Origin of the sequence: Paraliomyxa miuraensis (assembly GCF_026337845.1) — a bacterium.
In the GTDB taxonomy this organism is placed as follows: domain Bacteria; phylum Myxococcota_A; class Polyangia; order Nannocystales; family Nannocystaceae; genus Paraliomyxa; species Paraliomyxa miuraensis.
This window is the reverse complement of record NZ_JAOVZF010000164.1, coordinates 162,110-177,601: the sequence shown is the minus strand read 5'-3', so window position 1 is coordinate 177,601 and position 15,492 is coordinate 162,110. Positions and strand designations below refer to the sequence as shown.

14 protein-coding genes are annotated in these 15,492 nt (G+C 70.1%); 8 read left to right on the top strand and 6 right to left on the bottom strand.

All coding sequences use genetic code 11. The annotated features are described in order from the left end of the window. Positions 1-15: 15 nt before the first annotated feature. Positions 16-1,071, bottom strand: coding sequence for a hypothetical protein (locus tag OEB96_RS43935; RefSeq protein ID WP_266222974.1), 1,056 nt, complete (start codon positions 1,069-1,071; stop codon positions 16-18). A gap of 126 nt (positions 1,072-1,197) precedes the next feature. Between OEB96_RS43935 and OEB96_RS43930 the strand changes: the two genes are divergently transcribed. Beyond that, positions 1,198-1,491 (top strand): tyrosine-type recombinase/integrase, encoded by a 294-nt coding sequence (locus OEB96_RS43930; protein ID WP_323137513.1) that lies wholly within the window; start codon positions 1,198-1,200, stop codon positions 1,489-1,491. Positions 1,492-1,580: 89 nt separating this feature from the next. Here the strand turns inward: OEB96_RS43930 and OEB96_RS43925 are convergent, their stop codons facing one another. Then, entirely contained in the window at positions 1,581-2,744 is a 1,164-nt protein-coding gene (locus tag OEB96_RS43925; protein ID WP_266222973.1) for a S1 family peptidase, read from the bottom strand. Between the two features lie 86 nt (positions 2,745-2,830). Between OEB96_RS43925 and OEB96_RS43920 the strand changes: the two genes are divergently transcribed. Next, entirely contained in the window at positions 2,831-3,712 is an 882-nt protein-coding gene (locus OEB96_RS43920; RefSeq protein WP_266222972.1) for a Ppx/GppA phosphatase family protein, read from the top strand. 55 nt (positions 3,713-3,767) lie between these two features. Continuing rightward, the gene (locus OEB96_RS43915) at positions 3,768-4,598 is read left to right on the top strand and encodes a PHP domain-containing protein (protein ID WP_266222971.1); all 831 of its coding nucleotides are present in this window, start codon (positions 3,768-3,770) and stop codon (positions 4,596-4,598) included. A gap of 16 nt (positions 4,599-4,614) precedes the next feature. On the opposite strand, the gene OEB96_RS43910 is transcribed toward OEB96_RS43915, so the two are convergent. Continuing rightward, entirely contained in the window at positions 4,615-6,027 is a 1,413-nt protein-coding gene (locus tag OEB96_RS43910) for an NAD(P)(+) transhydrogenase (Re/Si-specific) subunit beta (protein WP_266222970.1), read from the bottom strand. 48 nt (positions 6,028-6,075) lie between these two features. After that, positions 6,076-7,638: a Re/Si-specific NAD(P)(+) transhydrogenase subunit alpha gene (gene pntA, locus OEB96_RS43905; RefSeq protein WP_266222969.1), complete on the bottom strand. Its 1,563-nt coding sequence runs from the start codon at positions 7,636-7,638 to the stop codon at positions 6,076-6,078. Between the two features lie 115 nt (positions 7,639-7,753). Here pntA and moaC point away from each other — a divergent pair, with 115 nt between their 5' ends. Continuing rightward, positions 7,754-8,242 carry a cyclic pyranopterin monophosphate synthase MoaC gene (gene moaC, locus OEB96_RS43900; protein ID WP_266222968.1) on the top strand — a complete coding sequence of 163 codons (489 nt, stop codon included), beginning with the start codon at positions 7,754-7,756 and terminating at the stop codon, positions 8,240-8,242. A 6-nt stretch (positions 8,243-8,248) separates the two neighbouring features. Here the strand turns inward: moaC and OEB96_RS43895 are convergent, their stop codons facing one another. Both OEB96_RS43895 and OEB96_RS43890 read right to left on the bottom strand, forming a co-directional pair. Continuing rightward, positions 8,249-9,733 carry a M16 family metallopeptidase gene (locus OEB96_RS43895; protein WP_266222967.1) on the bottom strand — a complete coding sequence of 495 codons (1,485 nt, stop codon included), beginning with the start codon at positions 9,731-9,733 and terminating at the stop codon, positions 8,249-8,251. A gap of 118 nt (positions 9,734-9,851) precedes the next feature. Next, positions 9,852-11,297, bottom strand: coding sequence for a M16 family metallopeptidase (locus OEB96_RS43890; protein ID WP_266222966.1), 1,446 nt, complete (start codon positions 11,295-11,297; stop codon positions 9,852-9,854). A 270-nt stretch (positions 11,298-11,567) separates the two neighbouring features. On the opposite strand from OEB96_RS43890, the gene OEB96_RS43885 reads away from it, so the two are divergent. The 4 genes from OEB96_RS43885 to OEB96_RS43870 are packed head-to-tail and all read left to right on the top strand — an operon-like array spanning position 11,568 to position 15,484. After that, entirely contained in the window at positions 11,568-12,512 is a 945-nt protein-coding gene (locus OEB96_RS43885; RefSeq protein ID WP_266222965.1) for a hypothetical protein, read from the top strand. Continuing rightward, the gene (locus OEB96_RS43880) at positions 12,509-13,903 is read left to right on the top strand and encodes an esterase/lipase family protein (RefSeq protein ID WP_266222964.1); all 1,395 of its coding nucleotides are present in this window, start codon (positions 12,509-12,511) and stop codon (positions 13,901-13,903) included. Before OEB96_RS43885 ends, OEB96_RS43880 begins: the two co-directional genes overlap by 4 nt. After that, the gene (locus OEB96_RS43875; protein ID WP_266222963.1) at positions 13,900-14,529 is read left to right on the top strand and encodes a peptidoglycan-binding domain-containing protein; all 630 of its coding nucleotides are present in this window, start codon (positions 13,900-13,902) and stop codon (positions 14,527-14,529) included. Before OEB96_RS43880 ends, OEB96_RS43875 begins: the two co-directional genes overlap by 4 nt. A 10-nt stretch (positions 14,530-14,539) precedes the next feature. Further along, positions 14,540-15,484: a hypothetical protein gene (locus OEB96_RS43870; protein ID WP_266222962.1), complete on the top strand. Its 945-nt coding sequence runs from the start codon at positions 14,540-14,542 to the stop codon at positions 15,482-15,484. Positions 15,485-15,492: the final 8 nt, after the last annotated feature.

The window sequence follows — 15,492 nt, the reverse complement described above, 5'->3', positions numbered from 1 at the left end:
ACCTGCCGTGACTCATCACGATCGCCAGCGTCCCGGGTCGCGCCTGAGAGCGATCAGGACGAGGCGCTCGCACCACATCTCGTCATCGTCATCGTCGTAGTTTGGGTTGTCGGCATCGAATTGCCGCACGGCTCGTTCGATGCGATCCGCCACTTCCAGGTCGAGCTCGGTGAGCCCATGCGGAACGATCTCCGCGTACGCCAGCCGCATGTGCTCCCACGCCGTGGGATCGTAGCCCCACTCATGCGGTGGAGCACTGCTCAGCCTCGTCGAGTCGTACAACCACCGCCTTGCATCCTCGGGGTACGGGCCGACGAGGAGCTCGACGACCTCGTACCAGAGAGCGTCGACGTCTCGGAGCGTCTCGAGGTCGTCCCAGTGGTACCTCCGCCCGCAGTCCCGCAGGGTGACGAGCAGGTCGACACGAGTGGAGGGCGACCGCCTGGCTGCGGCCAGGAGCTCGCCATGCCGGTCCGATGCTGCCCATCGCGCGAGCACCCACTGGCGGAGCGCGTCGTCGGGCTCGTCGAGGATCCGATGCCATTCGATCGTCGGGCTCGAGCCGCGCTCGGCGAGGAGCAGCTCCCATGCCGTGCGACGGGTCTCGACCCCGCGGGCGCGTGTGGCGACCCCTGCCAGGCTCGAGACGATCTCGGCCGTCTCGAGCGGGGGGCTGAGCGTGAGGAGCCGAAGCAGCACGTCGGAATCGGTCTCCGCGTCCAGCCGCCTGCGCACGAAGTCCACCACCTCCGCGCGATCCACTGCGGTGCGCCACACCAAGACGGAGGCCTCGCCACGAAGCAGGGGCTCCGGCTCGTCCTCGGCCAGCACGCGAAGCACCTCGCGCTCGCCGAGCCCCGCGAGCACGATGAGCATGTTCCTGCGAACACCGACGTCTCGTGTGCGCTCGAGCTCGGTGCGGATCTGGGTACGGGCTCGCTGATTCTGGCGAAGTGCCAGTCGCCAGGCCGCCCAGACCCTCTGCTGGGGATCACCCGTGTGCAGGAGCGCTCGTAGCAGCTCGTCGCTGGCGCCGTCCGTGTCGTCGAAGCCGTCGTGCTCGCCAGTCATGATGACTCGAGCGTAGCTCGAGCGGCCGTGGGCTTGGCAGTGTGGTCACCGACGGCGACGAGCAGCCCGACGGGACCGCGGTGACGTTGAGCGGGTCGAGCCGCTCACCGCCGAAGACTTCATGCACTGGTTCCCCAAGCCCTATCGCGACGCCATGAGCATGGTGCAGGGCATCCGCGCGATGCCGGGCTGCGGCGAGGCGAGATCATGGCCCTGGAGTGGTCGGACATCGATCTCACGCAGGGGCGGCTGACCGTCGCTCGCTCGGAGTTCCGGGGCCACGTGACGTCGACCAAGGGCTACCGCAACCGGACGGTCCCTCTGTCGGACGATCTCAAGCGAGCCCTCGAGCAGCACCGTATGGGGGGCCCGCGGATCCTCCATCCGTCTGCTCAACCGGCGCCCGATTTGGAGAAATGATGAAGACGACGATTCGGGCCCTCTTAATGTCCAATAGTTTCAAATAGTTATGTGCTAGCTGTGTGACCCCCCCCAAGGGGGGCCGTCGACTAGCGGCGGCGGATGGCGGGGAGGAACAGCAGCAGTAGTAGTGCCAGCGGTCGGGGCACGGGCGCGTCGGTCGAGCAGCTGCAGGTGATCACGGTATCGGGGTCGTCCTCGGGAGCGGTGTTGCCGGTGGTGGCGTCGCCGGTGGTGCCCTCGAGGGGGCCGGTGGATCCGCTGGCGGTGCCGCCGGGAAGGCCGGTGTCGGTCGAGCCGCCGTCGCTGCTGCTGCCGCCCGATTCGTCGAGCCCGGTGTCGGCCTGGCCCGTGCTGCCGGTGTCCTCCATGAAGGGGTCGCCACAGGTCGCCGACGGCCCGGACAGACGCAGCGCACCACAACCCTGGTCCCAGCTCGTCTCCCCGATGCCCGGGGTGAGCGGGAAGCCACCGCAGTCCTCGCCGGGGTTCCACGTGCCGTCTGCGCTGTCATGGCACGGGGTGATGTCGAGGCCGGACTCGGTCTCGATCCACTCCACGTGGCTGTGGATGAGCCCGTAGATCGACGGGTCGTCGCAGCTGGCCGAGGTCCCCCGCGAGGTGATCCCGAACACCCGCCAGCTGCCGTCGGGGAGCTGCACGTACGCGGGGCCGCCCGAGTCGCCATTGCAGCTGCTGGTGCCGTTGCCCCCCACGTTGATCTCGGGACCCTCGAAGCCGTTGATCGTGGTCACCACCTCGTTCTTGGTGCCGAACGAGAAGGTGTCGTCGAGGCCGAAGCCCACCAGGGTGATCTCCTGATCGGGCATCAGCACGTCGGTCTCGCAGCCCATGAGGACGGGGACGATGGGCACGTCGGTGACCGCCTCGGCGAGGGTGCAAAAGGCCACGTCGTTGCCGAACTGGGTCTCGTCGGGCACCCAGCCGGGGAACATCGTGCAGCCGGCGGTGGGGACCTGCCGGGCCAGGGTGTCGACCGTCTCGCCGAAGTCGGCGGTGGCTGGACCCTGGCCACCGGCGAAGAACATGCAGTGCGCCGCGAACACGACCAGCTCGGGGTGCACCAGGGTGCCCGTACAGCCGTCGAGGTGCACGGTGGTGGGCCAGCCGCAGGCCTCCACGGGAGCCCCGCCGACGATCGGCTGGGGCGGAAGCGGAGCCGTGGTGAGGCGCTCGGCGTGGGCGGCGGGCGCGAACGCGATCAGGGGCAAGGCCAAGGCGAGACGGCGCATGATGGTGAATGGTCCGCGCGTAGCGTACCTTCGGCGTCGCAGGTTGGGCACCCATGAGGCTGGTGTCGTTGGTACGCTTGGTGCGAATGCGGGCGATCATCGACATCGGCACGAATTCGGTGCTCTTGCTGCTCGCTTCGCGCGATTCCGAGGGCCGGGTGCTCGTCACGGACGACGTCGCGCGCGTGACTCGATTGGGGCAGGGAGCGGCGCAATCGCGGCGGCTCCACCCCGAGGCGATCGAGCGCACGCTGGCCGTGCTGCGCGAGTATCGGGCGCTCGCCGATCAGCACCAGGCCCAGCTCGAGGCCGTGGCCACCGAGGGCCTGCGCATGGCCGAGGACGCCGACGCATTCCTGGGTCCCGCGGCACGGGTGCTGGGCCAGCCGGTGCGGCTCATCAGCGGCGACGAGGAAGCCGAGCTGTCCTATCGCAGCGTGGCGCAGGAGCTGCCCGGCGACGCGCCGCTGCACGTGCTCGACATCGGCGGGGGCTCGACCGAGCTGGTGGTGGGGTGCGGGCCGCAGGTGCTCGATCGACGCTCGCATCCGATGGGCTCGGTGCGGCTGACCGAGCAGTACGTGCGGTCGGATCCGCCCACCAAGGCCGAGGTCGAGGCGATGGCTGCGGCCGCACGCAGGAACCTGGCCACTCAGGTGGTCGCTCCGTTGCCCGAGCTGCACGGGCTCGCGGGCACGGTGACCACGATGGCCGCGTTGTTGCTGCTGCTCGACGAGTACGATCGCCACAAGGTCGATGGCTCGCGCTTTGCGGTGTGGCAGGTGGAAGGACTGCGCGATCGCCTGGCCTCGATGACGCAGGCGGAGCGCTGCCGCTTTCCCGCGCTGCCGCCCGGGCGCGCGGACGTGATCGTGGCGGGGGTGACGATCCTGGTGGAGGCGCTGCGTCACTGCGGGGCGCAGACTCTGGTGGTCCGCGATCGTGGGCTGCGCTACGCGCTGGTGTAGGCAGGAAGGAGCAAGCTGGCCGAGTGAGGCGGTCGCCACTATAGTCCCGCTCGTCTTGCGGCTCGAGCTCCACTGCCACTCCACCTGCTCCGACGGGAGCCTGCCGCCGCAGCAAGTGGCCGCGCTGGCCGCTGGCCGTGGGGTGCAGCTGTTCTGCCTCACCGACCACGACACCTTGGCGGGGCACCCGGACACACTCTCGGCGTTCGGGGATGACTGCACGGTGCTCCTGGGGATGGAGCTGTCGTGCCGCGAGTACGAGCGCACGGTGCACCTGCTGCTCTACGGGCTGCGGCCGGGCGCGGGGTTGCAGGCGTTGCAGCGGCGGCTGGATCGGATCGGCGAGGATCGGCGGGACCGGATCCACCGGATCTGTGGACGCCTGGCCAAGCTCGGGTTCGTGCTGGACCCCGAGGCGATCCTCGCGGGGGCCGAGGGGCGTACGCCCGGGCGCCCCGACGTGGCACGGGCGCTGGTGGCGGCCAAGATCTGCACCAGCCCGCGGGAGGCGTTCGATCGCTTCCTCAAGGACGGCGGGCCTGCCGATGCGCCGATCGAGCGCCTGCCCGTGGCCGAGGCGCTGGTGCTCGCCCGCGACGCCGGGGCACGGGTGTCGCTGGCGCACCCGCACACGATGGGTGGGTATGCGCTGGTCAAGGATCTGTACCGACGGTTCGCGGGCCGCGGCCTCGAGGGAATCGAGGCGCTCTACGGTCGCTATGCCGTGGCCGAGTCACGGGCGTGGCTGGGCCTGGCCCGCGATCTCGGGCTCGTGGTCACGGGAGGCTCGGACTTCCACGGCGAGATGACGCCCGACGTCTCGGCACCGGGGATCGACTTCCCGCAAGAGCACGAGGGACGACTGCTGGACTGGCTGGCGGTCTAGCAGTCGAACGCGCTCCCTACCCCCGCAGCTTGGACAGCAGCGCGTCGATGTTCTTCTTGGCGTCGCCGAACCACATGTCCGAGTTGTCCTTGAAGAACAGCGGGTTGTCGACGCCGGCGTAGCCGGTGCCCATCGAGCGCTTCATGACGATGGTGTTGCCCGACTTCCAGCACTCGAGCACGGGCATGCCCGCGATCGGCGAGCTGGGATCGTCGAGCGCCGAGGGATTGACGATGTCGTTGGCGCCGATCACCAGCACCAGGTCGGTGCCGGGGAAGTCGTCGTTGATCTCGTCCATCTCGAGCACGATGTCGTAGGGGACGTTGGCCTCGGCGAGCAGCACGTTCATGTGGCCAGGCAGGCGGCCCGCGACCGGGTGGATCGCGAAGCGGACATCCTTCTTCTTGCCACGCAGGATCTTGACCACCTCGGACAGCGAGTGCTGGGCCTGCGCCACCGCCATGCCGTAGCCGGGGATGATGATGATCGAGGTGGCGTCCTTGACCCGCTCGGCGACCTCGTCGACCTCGACCGAGGTGACCGTACCCTGCGGGGTCTTGGCCCCGCCCGCTGCCGGGGCTCCGCCGTCGGTGCCGAACCCGCCCAGGATCACGCTGATGAACGAGCGGTTCATCGCGGCGCACATGATGTAGCTGAGGATCGCGCCGCTGGAGCCGACCAGCGCGCCGGTGATGATGAGCAGGTCGTTGCTGAGCATGAAGCCCGCCGCCGATGCCGCCCAGCCCGAGTAGCTGTTGAGCATGGACACCACCACGGGCATGTCGGCGCCGCCGATGGCCATGACCATGTGCACGCCCAGCACGCAGGCGATGCCGGTCATGATGAGCAGCGGCATCAGGCCGGGGTGAGCCGCGCCATGGCCGGCCGCCACGAAGTCGTAGCCGAGGTAGCAGGACCCCAGCACCATGGCCAGGTTGACCATGTGGCGGGCCGGCATGATGAACGGCTTGCCGCTGATGCTTCCCCGCAGCTTTCCGAACGCGATCACCGAGCCGGTGAAGGTCACTGCCCCCACGAACACGCCCACGTAGATCTCGATCTGGTGGATGGTCAGCTCGGTGCCCGACAGCGAGGTGGGGCCCAGGTAGCTGGCGATGCCCACGAGCACGGCGGCCAGGCCCACGAAGCTGTGGAGCACGGCGACCAGCTCGGGCATGGAGGTCATGGCCACGCGTGCGGCGAGCACGGCCCCGATGATGGCCCCGGGGACGATCGCCGCGGCGAGCACGGCGTAGCCGCCCCCGCTGACTCCGGCACCGGCGGCCGTGGCGAGCAGGGCGATCACCATGCCGATGATCCCGTAGAGGTTGCCGCGACGCGCGGTCTCCTGGTTGCTCAGGCCCCCGAGGCTCAGGATGAACAGGGCGCTGGCTGCGATGTATGCGACGGTGAGCAGGCTCTCGGACATCGTCGTTATCCCAACTGGTCGATCTCGCGGAGGGGCGCGGAGGGCTGGCTACTTTCGAAACATCTGCAGCATGCGCTGGGTGACCAGGAAGCCGCCGGCGATGTTGATGGTGGCGACGAGGATCGCGGCCGCGCCCAGGATCACGGTGGCCGACATCGGTGCCCCCGAGACCTGCAGCATGCCGCCGATGATGATGATCCCGCTGATCGCGTTGGTCACGCTCATCAGCGGGGTGTGCAGCGCGGGGCTGACGTTCCAGATGATCTGCCAGCCCACGAAGATCGCGAGCACGAACACGGTGAAGTGCGAGAGGAACGAGGGCGGTGCGCCCACGCCCACGCCGAGCAGCGCGGCGCCGGCGAGCAGCAGCGGCACCGGCGAGCCGGGCTCCTTGGGCTGGCCGTGGCCGCCCTTCTTGACCACCACGGGGGCCGGGGCGGGCTCGGCCTTCTTGGCCTCCGAGGGCGAGGGCTCGGGCGGCTTGGGGGGCGGCCAGGTCTTGTTGCCCTCGTGGGTGATGAGGGCGCCACGGACGACCTCGTCGTCCATGTCGACGTGGTAGCCCTCGGCCTTGCCCATGTCGTCCAGCAGATGGGCGATGTTGGTGCCGTAGAGCTGGCTGGCCACGGCGGCGAGGCGGCTGGGCAGATCGGTGTGCCCCACGATGGTCACGCCGTTGTGCTTGACCACCTTGCCGGGCTGGGTGAGCTCGCAGTTGCCGCCTTGCTCGGCCGCGAGGTCCACGACCACCGAGCCGGGGCGCATGGCCTCGACGTGCTCACGGGTGATGAGCCGTGGCGCGGGGCGGCCGGGGATCAGCGCGGTGGTGATGATGATGTCGACTTCCTGGGCCTGCTCGAGGAACAGCGCCATCTCGGCCGCGATGAACTCGGGGCTCATCACCTTGGCGTAGCCACCGGCCCCGGCGCCGTCCTCCTCGAAGTCGAGCTCGAGGAACTCGGCGCCCATGCTCTCGACCTGCTCCTTGACGGCGGGTCGGGTGTCGAATGCCCGCACGATCGCGCCCAGGCCACGGGCCGCCCCGATCGCGGCCAGGCCGGCCACGCCGGCGCCGATCACCATGACCTTGGCCGGTGGGACCTTGCCTGCGGCGGTGATCTGCCCCGTGAAGAAGCGCGGGAAGTGGTTGGCGGCCTCGACCACCGCGCGATAGCCCGCGATGTTGGCCATGGACGAGAGCGCGTCGAGCTTCTGCGCCCGGCTGATGCGGGGCACCTGGTCCATCGCCAGCGAGGTGACCTTGCGCCCTTGCAGCATCTCCACCAGGGCTTCGTTCTGCGCCGGCCAGATGAAGGAGATGAGCGTGCTGCCCTCCTTCATCAGCTCGACCTCCTCGGTGCCCGCGACCGGGTGGTAGCCCGGGGGCCGGACCTTGGCGATGATGTCCGCGTCGGTGTAGAGCTGGGTGGGGCCGTCGACGATGGTGCAGCCGACGGCCGTGTAGGCGTCGTCGGGGAAGCTCGCGGACTCACCGGCGCCCGACTCCACGAGCACCTCGAACCCTAGCTTTTGCAGGCGCTTGGCCGTGTCGGGGGTGGCCGCCACCCGCCGCTCGCCCTCGAAGATCTCCTTGGGAATTCCGATTCTCATGAAAGCCGTTCCCGCGCGCGGGGCAGGGATATCACGCCTGGCGCAAACCCGGCCAGCGGGGGCGGGTGAGTCGGCTGCGCGTCGAAATCGGTCCCTTCCGGGCTACCATGCCCGCATGTCCAGCGATGACCCGCTGACTCACTTCTCCCCCGCGGGGGCGGCTCACATGGTGGGCATCGAGGGCAAGCCGGAGACGCCCCGGCGAGCGGTGGCTGCGGCTCGTGTACGTATGGCCCCGGCCACGCTTCGGCGCATCACGGAGGGCGGGGTGGGCAAGGGGGACGTGCTGGGCGTGGCTCGCATCGCGGCCATCGCTGCGAGCAAGCGCTGTGCGGAGCTCATTCCGCTGTGTCATCCGGTACGGCTGACCGCGGTCGACGTGACGTTCGAGGTCGTCGAGTCGCTGCCGGGCGTCGAGGTGCGAGCCGAAGTGAGGGCGATCGATCGCACGGGCCCCGAGATGGAGGCCATGACAGCGGCCAGCGTGGCGGCGCTGACGATCTACGACATGTGCAAGGCGATGGACCGCGGCATGGCGGTCGAGGCGGTCGTGCTGCTCGAGAAGGACGGCGGCAAGTCGGGGCACTGGCGCCGCGAGGGGTGACGAGCGCTACTTCTTCCGCAATTGGCCGTCGTACTCGATCACCTTTGCCGTCGGCAGCACCTCTTGGATCTGCGGTCGAACCTCGGCCGCGTTGCCCACGACCACCACCACCGGCAGCGCGTGGATGTACTGCTGGGCCGCCTTGCGGACCTCGGAGAGCTCCACCTGCGCGAGGCCGTCGCGGTAGGTTCGCCAGTAGTCCCGGGGCAGGCCGTAGACGAGCTGCTCGTTGACCTTGCCGACGATCTGATCGGCGGTCTCCACCTGCAGCGGGAACGAGCCCACCAGCTCGCGCACGGTGTTCTCGAATTCGATTCGCTGCGGGTCCTCGGTGCGGATGCGGGCGATGTGCCCGAAGATGCCGGCGAGCATGGCCCCGGTGGTGGGGGTGCGGGTCTGGGTCTCGATGACGAAGGTGCCGGGCGCCTGACCCGGTTCGACGTGGGAGTAGATCCCGTAGGTGAGGCTGCGATCCTCGCGGAGATCCTGGAACAGCCGCGCGTTGGGGCCGCCGCCGAGCAGCTGGTTGGCGACCGCGAGCGCGGCCCAGTCCTCGTGGTTGCGCGCCAGCGCCAGGTTGCCCACGCGGATGGTGGACTGCGTGGCGTCGGGTCGGTCGACCACGTGCACGACCAGCTCGGACGGCAGGGTGTAGCGCGTGAAGCGATTGAGCGGGTTGGGAGGCAGATCCCGCAGCTCGGCCGTGGCCCAGGTGCCGAACGCACGCTCGACCAGCGGCCTGGCCTGCTCGGCCGTGATGTCGCCCGACAGCAGCAGGAACGCGTTGTTGGCCCGGTAGAACGTGGAGTGGAACCGCCGCACGTCGGGCAGTCCGATCGCGTCGATGCTGGCCTCGGTGGGAGCGGGACGCCCGTAGGGATGGCCCTCGGGGTAGACCACCTGGTTGAACAGGGTGTCGGCCAGCACGCCCGGCTGGGCCATCTGATTGCGCAGCTCGGCCTTGGCCTCCTGCTTGACCTTGTCGAGCGCCGCCGGTGGGAACACCGGGTTCTGCACCTCGTCGGCCATCAGCAGCAGCGCGAGCTTGAGGTCGCTGGCCAGGCTGTGGGCGAACACGGTGGAGACGTGGGTGCCCGCGAAGGCGCCGAGGCTGCCGCCCACGAACTCGATGGCCTCGTCGAGCTTGGCCTTGGTGCGGCTCTGGGTGCCCTGGCCCAGCATGCGGGCCGCGAACGCGGCCAGGAACTCGTCGTCCATGGTGCCGCAGCGCACGACGAGCTGAGCGCTGACGATGGGGACCTCGTGGTTCTCGATGATGTAGACGGTCAGGCCGGTGGGGAGCTGGAAGCTGGCCACGTCGGGGAAGCGCACCGGCTTGGGGGCGGTGGGCGGAGGAGGGGCGGGCCAGCGGCGGCCCTGGGCCGGCGCCGTCTCGGTTGGGGTGGGGGATGGACCGGGCTTGGGTCCGGGCGTGACGGTCTCACCCGTGGGGTTGCACGCGATCGAGCATGCGAGCAGCCCCCCGAGCACCCCTCCGATCGATCCTCGGATCGACCCTCGAGACGATGGGGCCAGGGCGGCGCTCGTACGACGGAGCGCGTTGCTCTGTTGGCGGGGGGGACGGGCGATCGAGGTCGGCATGGGGTCCTCAGCGCTTGGGCACGATCTCGAGGGTGAGCCAGTCGTCGGTGAGGTAGCGGTTGGCCACGCGCTTGATGTCCTTGGGGGTGACCTTGCGGTAGCTCTCCAGCTCGCTGAGGGCGTGCACGGGGTCGTCGTAGAACAGCGCCCCCTGGGCGATGCCGCGGGCGCGTCCGTTGTTGGTGGCCAGATCCGAGACCGTGTCGACGGTGAGCTGGTTGATGGCCTTTTGCAGCTCCTTGGGGCTGATGCCGCGCTTCTTGACCTTGCCCACCTCGGCCTTGACCACGGCCTTGATGGCGTCGAAGCCGTGGCCGGGCGAGGGCACGAACGCACCGGCGGCCACGCCGGCGTCGATGCCCCCGCCGATGCCCTCGGTGGGGACGGAGGCCACCACCATGCGACGCTCGTCCTTGAGCAGCCGAGTGATGCGCGACGAGTCGCCGCGCAGCAGCACGCTCATCAGGATGCGGACCGGGGCGTGATCGGGATCGTGGGTGGGGACGGTCTTCCAGCCGATGAGGTAGAGCGGCTGGGGAGCCAGCGGGTCCTCGATGGTGCGGACGTAGGGGCCGCGCATGCTGTGGTCGATGGCCGGCCGCGGTGCCCGGTCGGGCCCGCGGGGGATGTTGCCGAAGCGCTCGTCGACCTTGCGCTCGACCTCGGCGTAGTCCACGTCGCCCACGATGGCCATGACCGCGTTGTTGGGCACGTAGTAGGTGTCGAAGAAGCCCTGGATGTCGGAGGTGGCGGCGGCCGAGAGGTCTTCCTCGCTGCCGATGGTGGTGTGTCCGTAGCCGGTGCCGGCCCATGCGTCGGAGAAGAACGTCCGCAGCGCCTTGATGTAGGGCCGGTTGTCGTACCGCATGGCCTTCTCTTCCTTGACCGCGGCACGTTGGTTCTCGAAGTTCTCGTCGGTCACCGCCAGCGAGCGCAGGCGATCGGACTCGAGCCACAGCACCATGTCGAGGTAGTGGCTGGGCACCACCTCGTGGTACTGGGTGACGTCGGCGGTGGTGAACGCATTGAGCGTGCCGCCGGCCTCGTTGATGTACTTGAAGTGGCCGCCGTCGGGCACGCTGCCGCTGCCCTTGAACATCATGTGCTCGAACAGGTGGGCGAAGCCGGTGCGCCCGGGCTGCTCGTCGCGCGAGCCCACGTGATAGGCGATGTGCATCGCGAACATGGGCGTGCTGTGGTCCTCGAGCACGAACACCCGCAGGCCGTTGCCCAGCGTGAAGTGCTTGACCTTCATCTCGATGCCCAGCACCGAGCCGGTGGTCTCGCCCCGGGCGCTCACCGCAGCCGAGGCCGAGGATGGAGCAGCCGCGCCGGTCACGAGCGCGCCGAGCACGGCCAGGGTCGCCGCCGCGCGGCGCCACGCGGCCCCTCGTGGCGGCCGGGGCTCGATCGGATGCCGCCGTGATGGTCGTGAGTCGGTGAGCTCGGGCATCGTGTGCGCTCCTGGCGTGGGCGTGGGCGTGGTCCCGGCCCCGGCCCGGCCCCAGCCCAGGATCGAGGGTTCTGGGGATCTGGGTCCCAAGGGGATCCCCGGGAGGGCCAGCGGCGGTGAGCAACGTAGCAGGATGGCTGTCGGCCGTCCAAGACGCCGGATTGGGCTCGTGCGGTCGAGCACCGCCCCCGAGCACCGCCCCCGAGCCCGTCGCTTCGATGCGACACGGTGGCTCCCACGAACGACCGCCAGCGGCTAGGATTGGCGAGGATGCAGGTGCCGTGTGTCATCGACCACGTGGGCTTTCAGCCCCCGGCCGAACTCGAGGACGCCACGCGCTACGCATTCGGCGACGACGACGGGCCCGAGTCGTTGACGGTCGAGCTCGAGGCTCCGGCCGGCGGTGCGACGCCCGCGACCACGGTGCTCGAAGAGGTGCGAGAGTCGATCTCCACCGTGTTCCCCTTCGGCCAGGTGCTCGACCAGGGGGAGACCGTGCTCGACGGGCGGCGGGCGTGGTTCCTGGCCTACGAGGTCGGGCCCGACGCCGAGCACGTCGCGGGGATGGTGGTGGTGGCCAACCTTCCGGAGGGTGACCATGTCAAGCTGCACCTGCGCGTGGCCGCGCTCGACCTGCTCGGTCCGCGGTTCGGGCCCACGCTCGAGAGTGTGAGCCTGAGCGGTGGGCCGGCGCCCCGGCCGGCCGGCCCCGAGTACCGGCGCGAGCGGGTGGGACCGATCGCGCTCGACGTCGCGCGAGCGCTGGTGGGCCCGCGCAGTCGAACCTACGTGGATGCAGAGGATCGGCTGCGGCTGCGGCTGGCGGTGCGCCCGGTCGGGGCGAGCATGCCCGCGCTCGACGACGGCGTGGCCGAGGATGCCAGGGGCGGCGAGCTGCTCGATCGCGAGGAGCGATCGTGGTCGTGGGGATGGTGGGTCCGTCATCGGCAGCGAGGTCTCACCCCGCCGCATCGCGAGCGTGCCGTGGTGCGGGCCGGGCTTGTCATCGGGTCGCCCCGATCGCAGGGGGCCGAAGCGGGGTCCGTCGAGCCGACGGACGTGCGCATGGTGGAGGTGTTCGGGACCGCCGAGCCCGAGCGAGCCAGCATCTTGCATGCGGCCTTCGATGCGCTCCTGGCCAGCCTCCGCTGGCACGAGGAGCCCTCGTCGTCGGCTCCGACGAGCGCGCCCGGGGGGGAGGAACCGTCAGCATGAACGAGCCGATTCGGGTCCGTCGCGTGGGCGACAACACCCTGCGCACCCAGACCGTCCCCGTGGTGTTCGTGCCCGGGGTCATGGGCTCGCGCTTGCGGCTGGGGGCCGACGATCGCTGGGACCCCGACAGCGTGGGGAACATGATCGGGTGGGCCACCAATCGAGCCGAGACCACGCGACGGTTGCTGTCGCTGGCCACCGACGGCGCGGTGATGGACACGGGCAGCGATCCTCCGGCCAATCGCCTCGCGCGCGGCTGGGCGGGGGTGGCGTGGGGCTTCTACGGTCGGTTCCTGGGTGACCTCGAGGCGCAGCGCTTTGGTGCGTTCGCCACCCCGGTGTACGCGGTGGGCTACGACTGGCGGCAGGACAACCGCACCTCGGCGCGCGCCGTGGCCACGCGCATCGGGGAGATCCTGCGGGAGCATACGGCCAGCAAGTACATCCTGGTGAGCCACAGCATGGGCGGGCTGGTGACGCGGGCCATGCTCAAGCAGGACGCCGGCGTTGCCGGCAAGGCCATGGGCGTGGTGCACATCGCCCAGCCGGCGCTGGGGGCCGCGGTGTTCTACCGCCGCATGTTCACCGGAGCGCGAGCGGGGCCCGACGGCGGGGCGCTCAGTCCGCCGGGGATCGTGCTGCGCAACATCCTGGGGACGTCGCGGGAGAGCTTCCAGACGATCCTGAGCGCGCTGCCGGGGCCCATGCAGCTGATGGTGACGCCGCAGTATCGCGACACGGGCAGCCAGCCATGGCTGTCGGTCACGCAGTTCGAGGACCCGGTGCGGCGGCCGATCGATCCGGTGAGCTGGGACGACTACCTGCGACCGGACTCGCCCCCGGGGCTGCTCGCCCCGCGGACCGAGCGCTACGCCCTGCCGCCTGCGCGCGAGCAGGACGTTCGGGCTCGCATCGAGGACGCACGCAGCTTTCACGACTGGCTGCAGGACTACAAGCACCCCAAGACCTGGGCGATCTACGGCGATGGGCTCGAGACGGACATGGGCGCTCACTTCGAGCTGCCGCCGCGCAACGATCGCGACTATCGCATGGTCGGGGGCTACGGGGGCCCGATGGGAGGAGCGCCCCCCACCTGGTACGCGCGTCGCAGCGACGGGCGGACCCTCTACTATCGCACGCCCAATCCCTCCGACCGCGGGCTCGAGCTCGTGCGCCGCGACGACGGCGACGGCACCGTGCCGGCCCCCAGCGCGCAGGCGCTGTTTCCCGGGCAGCGCCACGCGGTGGTCGAGCACCGGACCGACTACCACGAGCGCCGGCAATTCCGGGTGACGGGCGAGGGGGCGGCACACGATGCGATCTGCCACCACCCCGAGGCCGAGGTGTGCCTGTTCGACATCATGCGACACGTGCTGGGAGGCGGCCAATGAGCGCGCATAGGGTCAAGCAGGGCGAGTGCATGGCCACGATTGCGGCGCTGCACGGCTGGCTGCCGCAGTCGCTGTGGGAGCAGCCCGAGAACGACGCGCTGCGAGAGCAGCGCAAGGATCCCAATTGCTTGCTTCCCGGCGACGTGGTGCAGGTGCCCGCTCGCCGGTCGCGTGACGAGCCGGTGCAGACCGACGCCGTGGGGACCTTCCAGCTGGCGGTGGTGCCCCTGCGGCTGCGGCTGCGGCTGCTCGACGGCGACGAGCCGCGCGCGGGCGAGGCGTACCGGCTCGAGTACGACGACGGCGAGGTGATCGAGGCCGGTACCGACGGCGACGGGTGGATCGACCAGCCGCTCCCGATCGGAGTTCGCAAGGCCAAGCTCGCGCTTCGGGACGGGGCCGAGGAGTACGAGCTGCACGTGGGCGGGCTCGATCCGGTGGACACCCACAGCGGGGCGCAGGCGAGGTTGCGCAACCTCGGGCTCTACTTCGGCCGGGTCGATGGCCAGCTGGGTCCGAAGACCGAGGCCGCCCTGCGTCGGTTCCAGCGGGCCAAGGGTCTCACGGCGACCGGTGCGGTCGACGACGCGACCATCGAGGCGTTGCGCGGAGACTATGGGGGGTAGGGCGTGGATCGTGGTGGTCTGGGCCGCCGCGGGGGCGTGTGGCTCTTCGGAGGTCGAGCCGTCCGCCGGCGCTCCCATCGAGAGCAAGCCCGGGGTCGAGGCGGCACGGGCGGACGAGGACCCGAGCGCGATTCCGGAGGACTGGGTATGGGTGACCGATGCGCGCGGGCGCTTCGAGGTGGTGATGCCCGCGCTGCCGCGTTCGTTCGGTACGGGTGAGCCGAGCACGGCCGACCACCGCACGCTACAGGCCGAGCGGCGCGGGGCGACCTTCACCATCGTCTCGAGGCCCGCGATGGTCGCCACTGCGCTCGAGGAGCTCGAGCGCGAGCTGGCGTCGAAGTGGGCGGTGAGCGAGCGGGCGCCGTGGCGTGAGCACGGGCTCGGCCTCACGCTCACGGGCCGCGCCGGTGTGGTGTGGTTGCGCGCGCTGGTTCAGGACGAGCGGCTCCATACGCTCGAGGTCACGGGCGGCGCCTCGGCCGTCGATGCGCAGCGCTTCTTCGACTCGCTCGATGCACGGGCCGAGCCACGCCGGGGGCCGCTGCACGATGCACGGCGGGGCTATCGCGTCGAGGCACCCGCTCGCATGGGTCGCTGGCGCGACGTCTCGGGCATGCCGCCGCTGATCGGTCACCGCGGGGTGTTCGATGGCCACCAGTTTGGAGTCAACGTCAACGAGCTGCTGCTCGTGCCGGATCCCGAGGCCGCGCTCGACGGCTCGGTCACGCAGATGCGGCGGGAATTCGGCGGCCAATTGATGGAGATCGATCCACGTGAATTCCGGGGGTTTCCGAGCCGCCGCCTGGAGCTGCGCGCCGGGGATGGCATGTATGCGACGATCCGCCTGGTGCTCGACGGAAGCCGGCTGTACCAGGCCGGGGTGTATGCCCCATCGGGCCGCGAGGCGACCTGGGCGAATGCCTACGTGGACTCGCTGGCCGTTGGCGAGTGACCGGCACT

Bases quoted from the DNA above. Each gene is read 5' to 3' on its own strand.
- OEB96_RS43890 (WP_266222966.1), bottom strand. From the start codon at position 11,297: ATGCCCGAGCTCACCGACTCACGACCATCACGGCGGCATCCGATCGAG.
- OEB96_RS43885 (WP_266222965.1), top strand. From the start codon at position 11,568: ATGCAGGTGCCGTGTGTCATCGACCACGTGGGCTTTCAGCCCCCGGCC.
- OEB96_RS43935 (WP_266222974.1), bottom strand. From the start codon at position 1,071: ATGACTGGCGAGCACGACGGCTTCGACGACACGGACGGCGCCAGCGAC.
- OEB96_RS43925 (WP_266222973.1), bottom strand. From the start codon at position 2,744: ATGCGCCGTCTCGCCTTGGCCTTGCCCCTGATCGCGTTCGCGCCCGCC.
- moaC (WP_266222968.1), top strand. From the start codon at position 7,754: ATGTCCAGCGATGACCCGCTGACTCACTTCTCCCCCGCGGGGGCGGCT.
- OEB96_RS43880 (WP_266222964.1), top strand. From the start codon at position 12,509: ATGAACGAGCCGATTCGGGTCCGTCGCGTGGGCGACAACACCCTGCGC.
- OEB96_RS43920 (WP_266222972.1), top strand. From the start codon at position 2,831: ATGCGGGCGATCATCGACATCGGCACGAATTCGGTGCTCTTGCTGCTC.
- OEB96_RS43875 (WP_266222963.1), top strand. From the start codon at position 13,900: ATGAGCGCGCATAGGGTCAAGCAGGGCGAGTGCATGGCCACGATTGCG.
- OEB96_RS43910 (WP_266222970.1), bottom strand. From the start codon at position 6,027: ATGTCCGAGAGCCTGCTCACCGTCGCATACATCGCAGCCAGCGCCCTG.
- pntA (WP_266222969.1), bottom strand. From the start codon at position 7,638: ATGAGAATCGGAATTCCCAAGGAGATCTTCGAGGGCGAGCGGCGGGTG.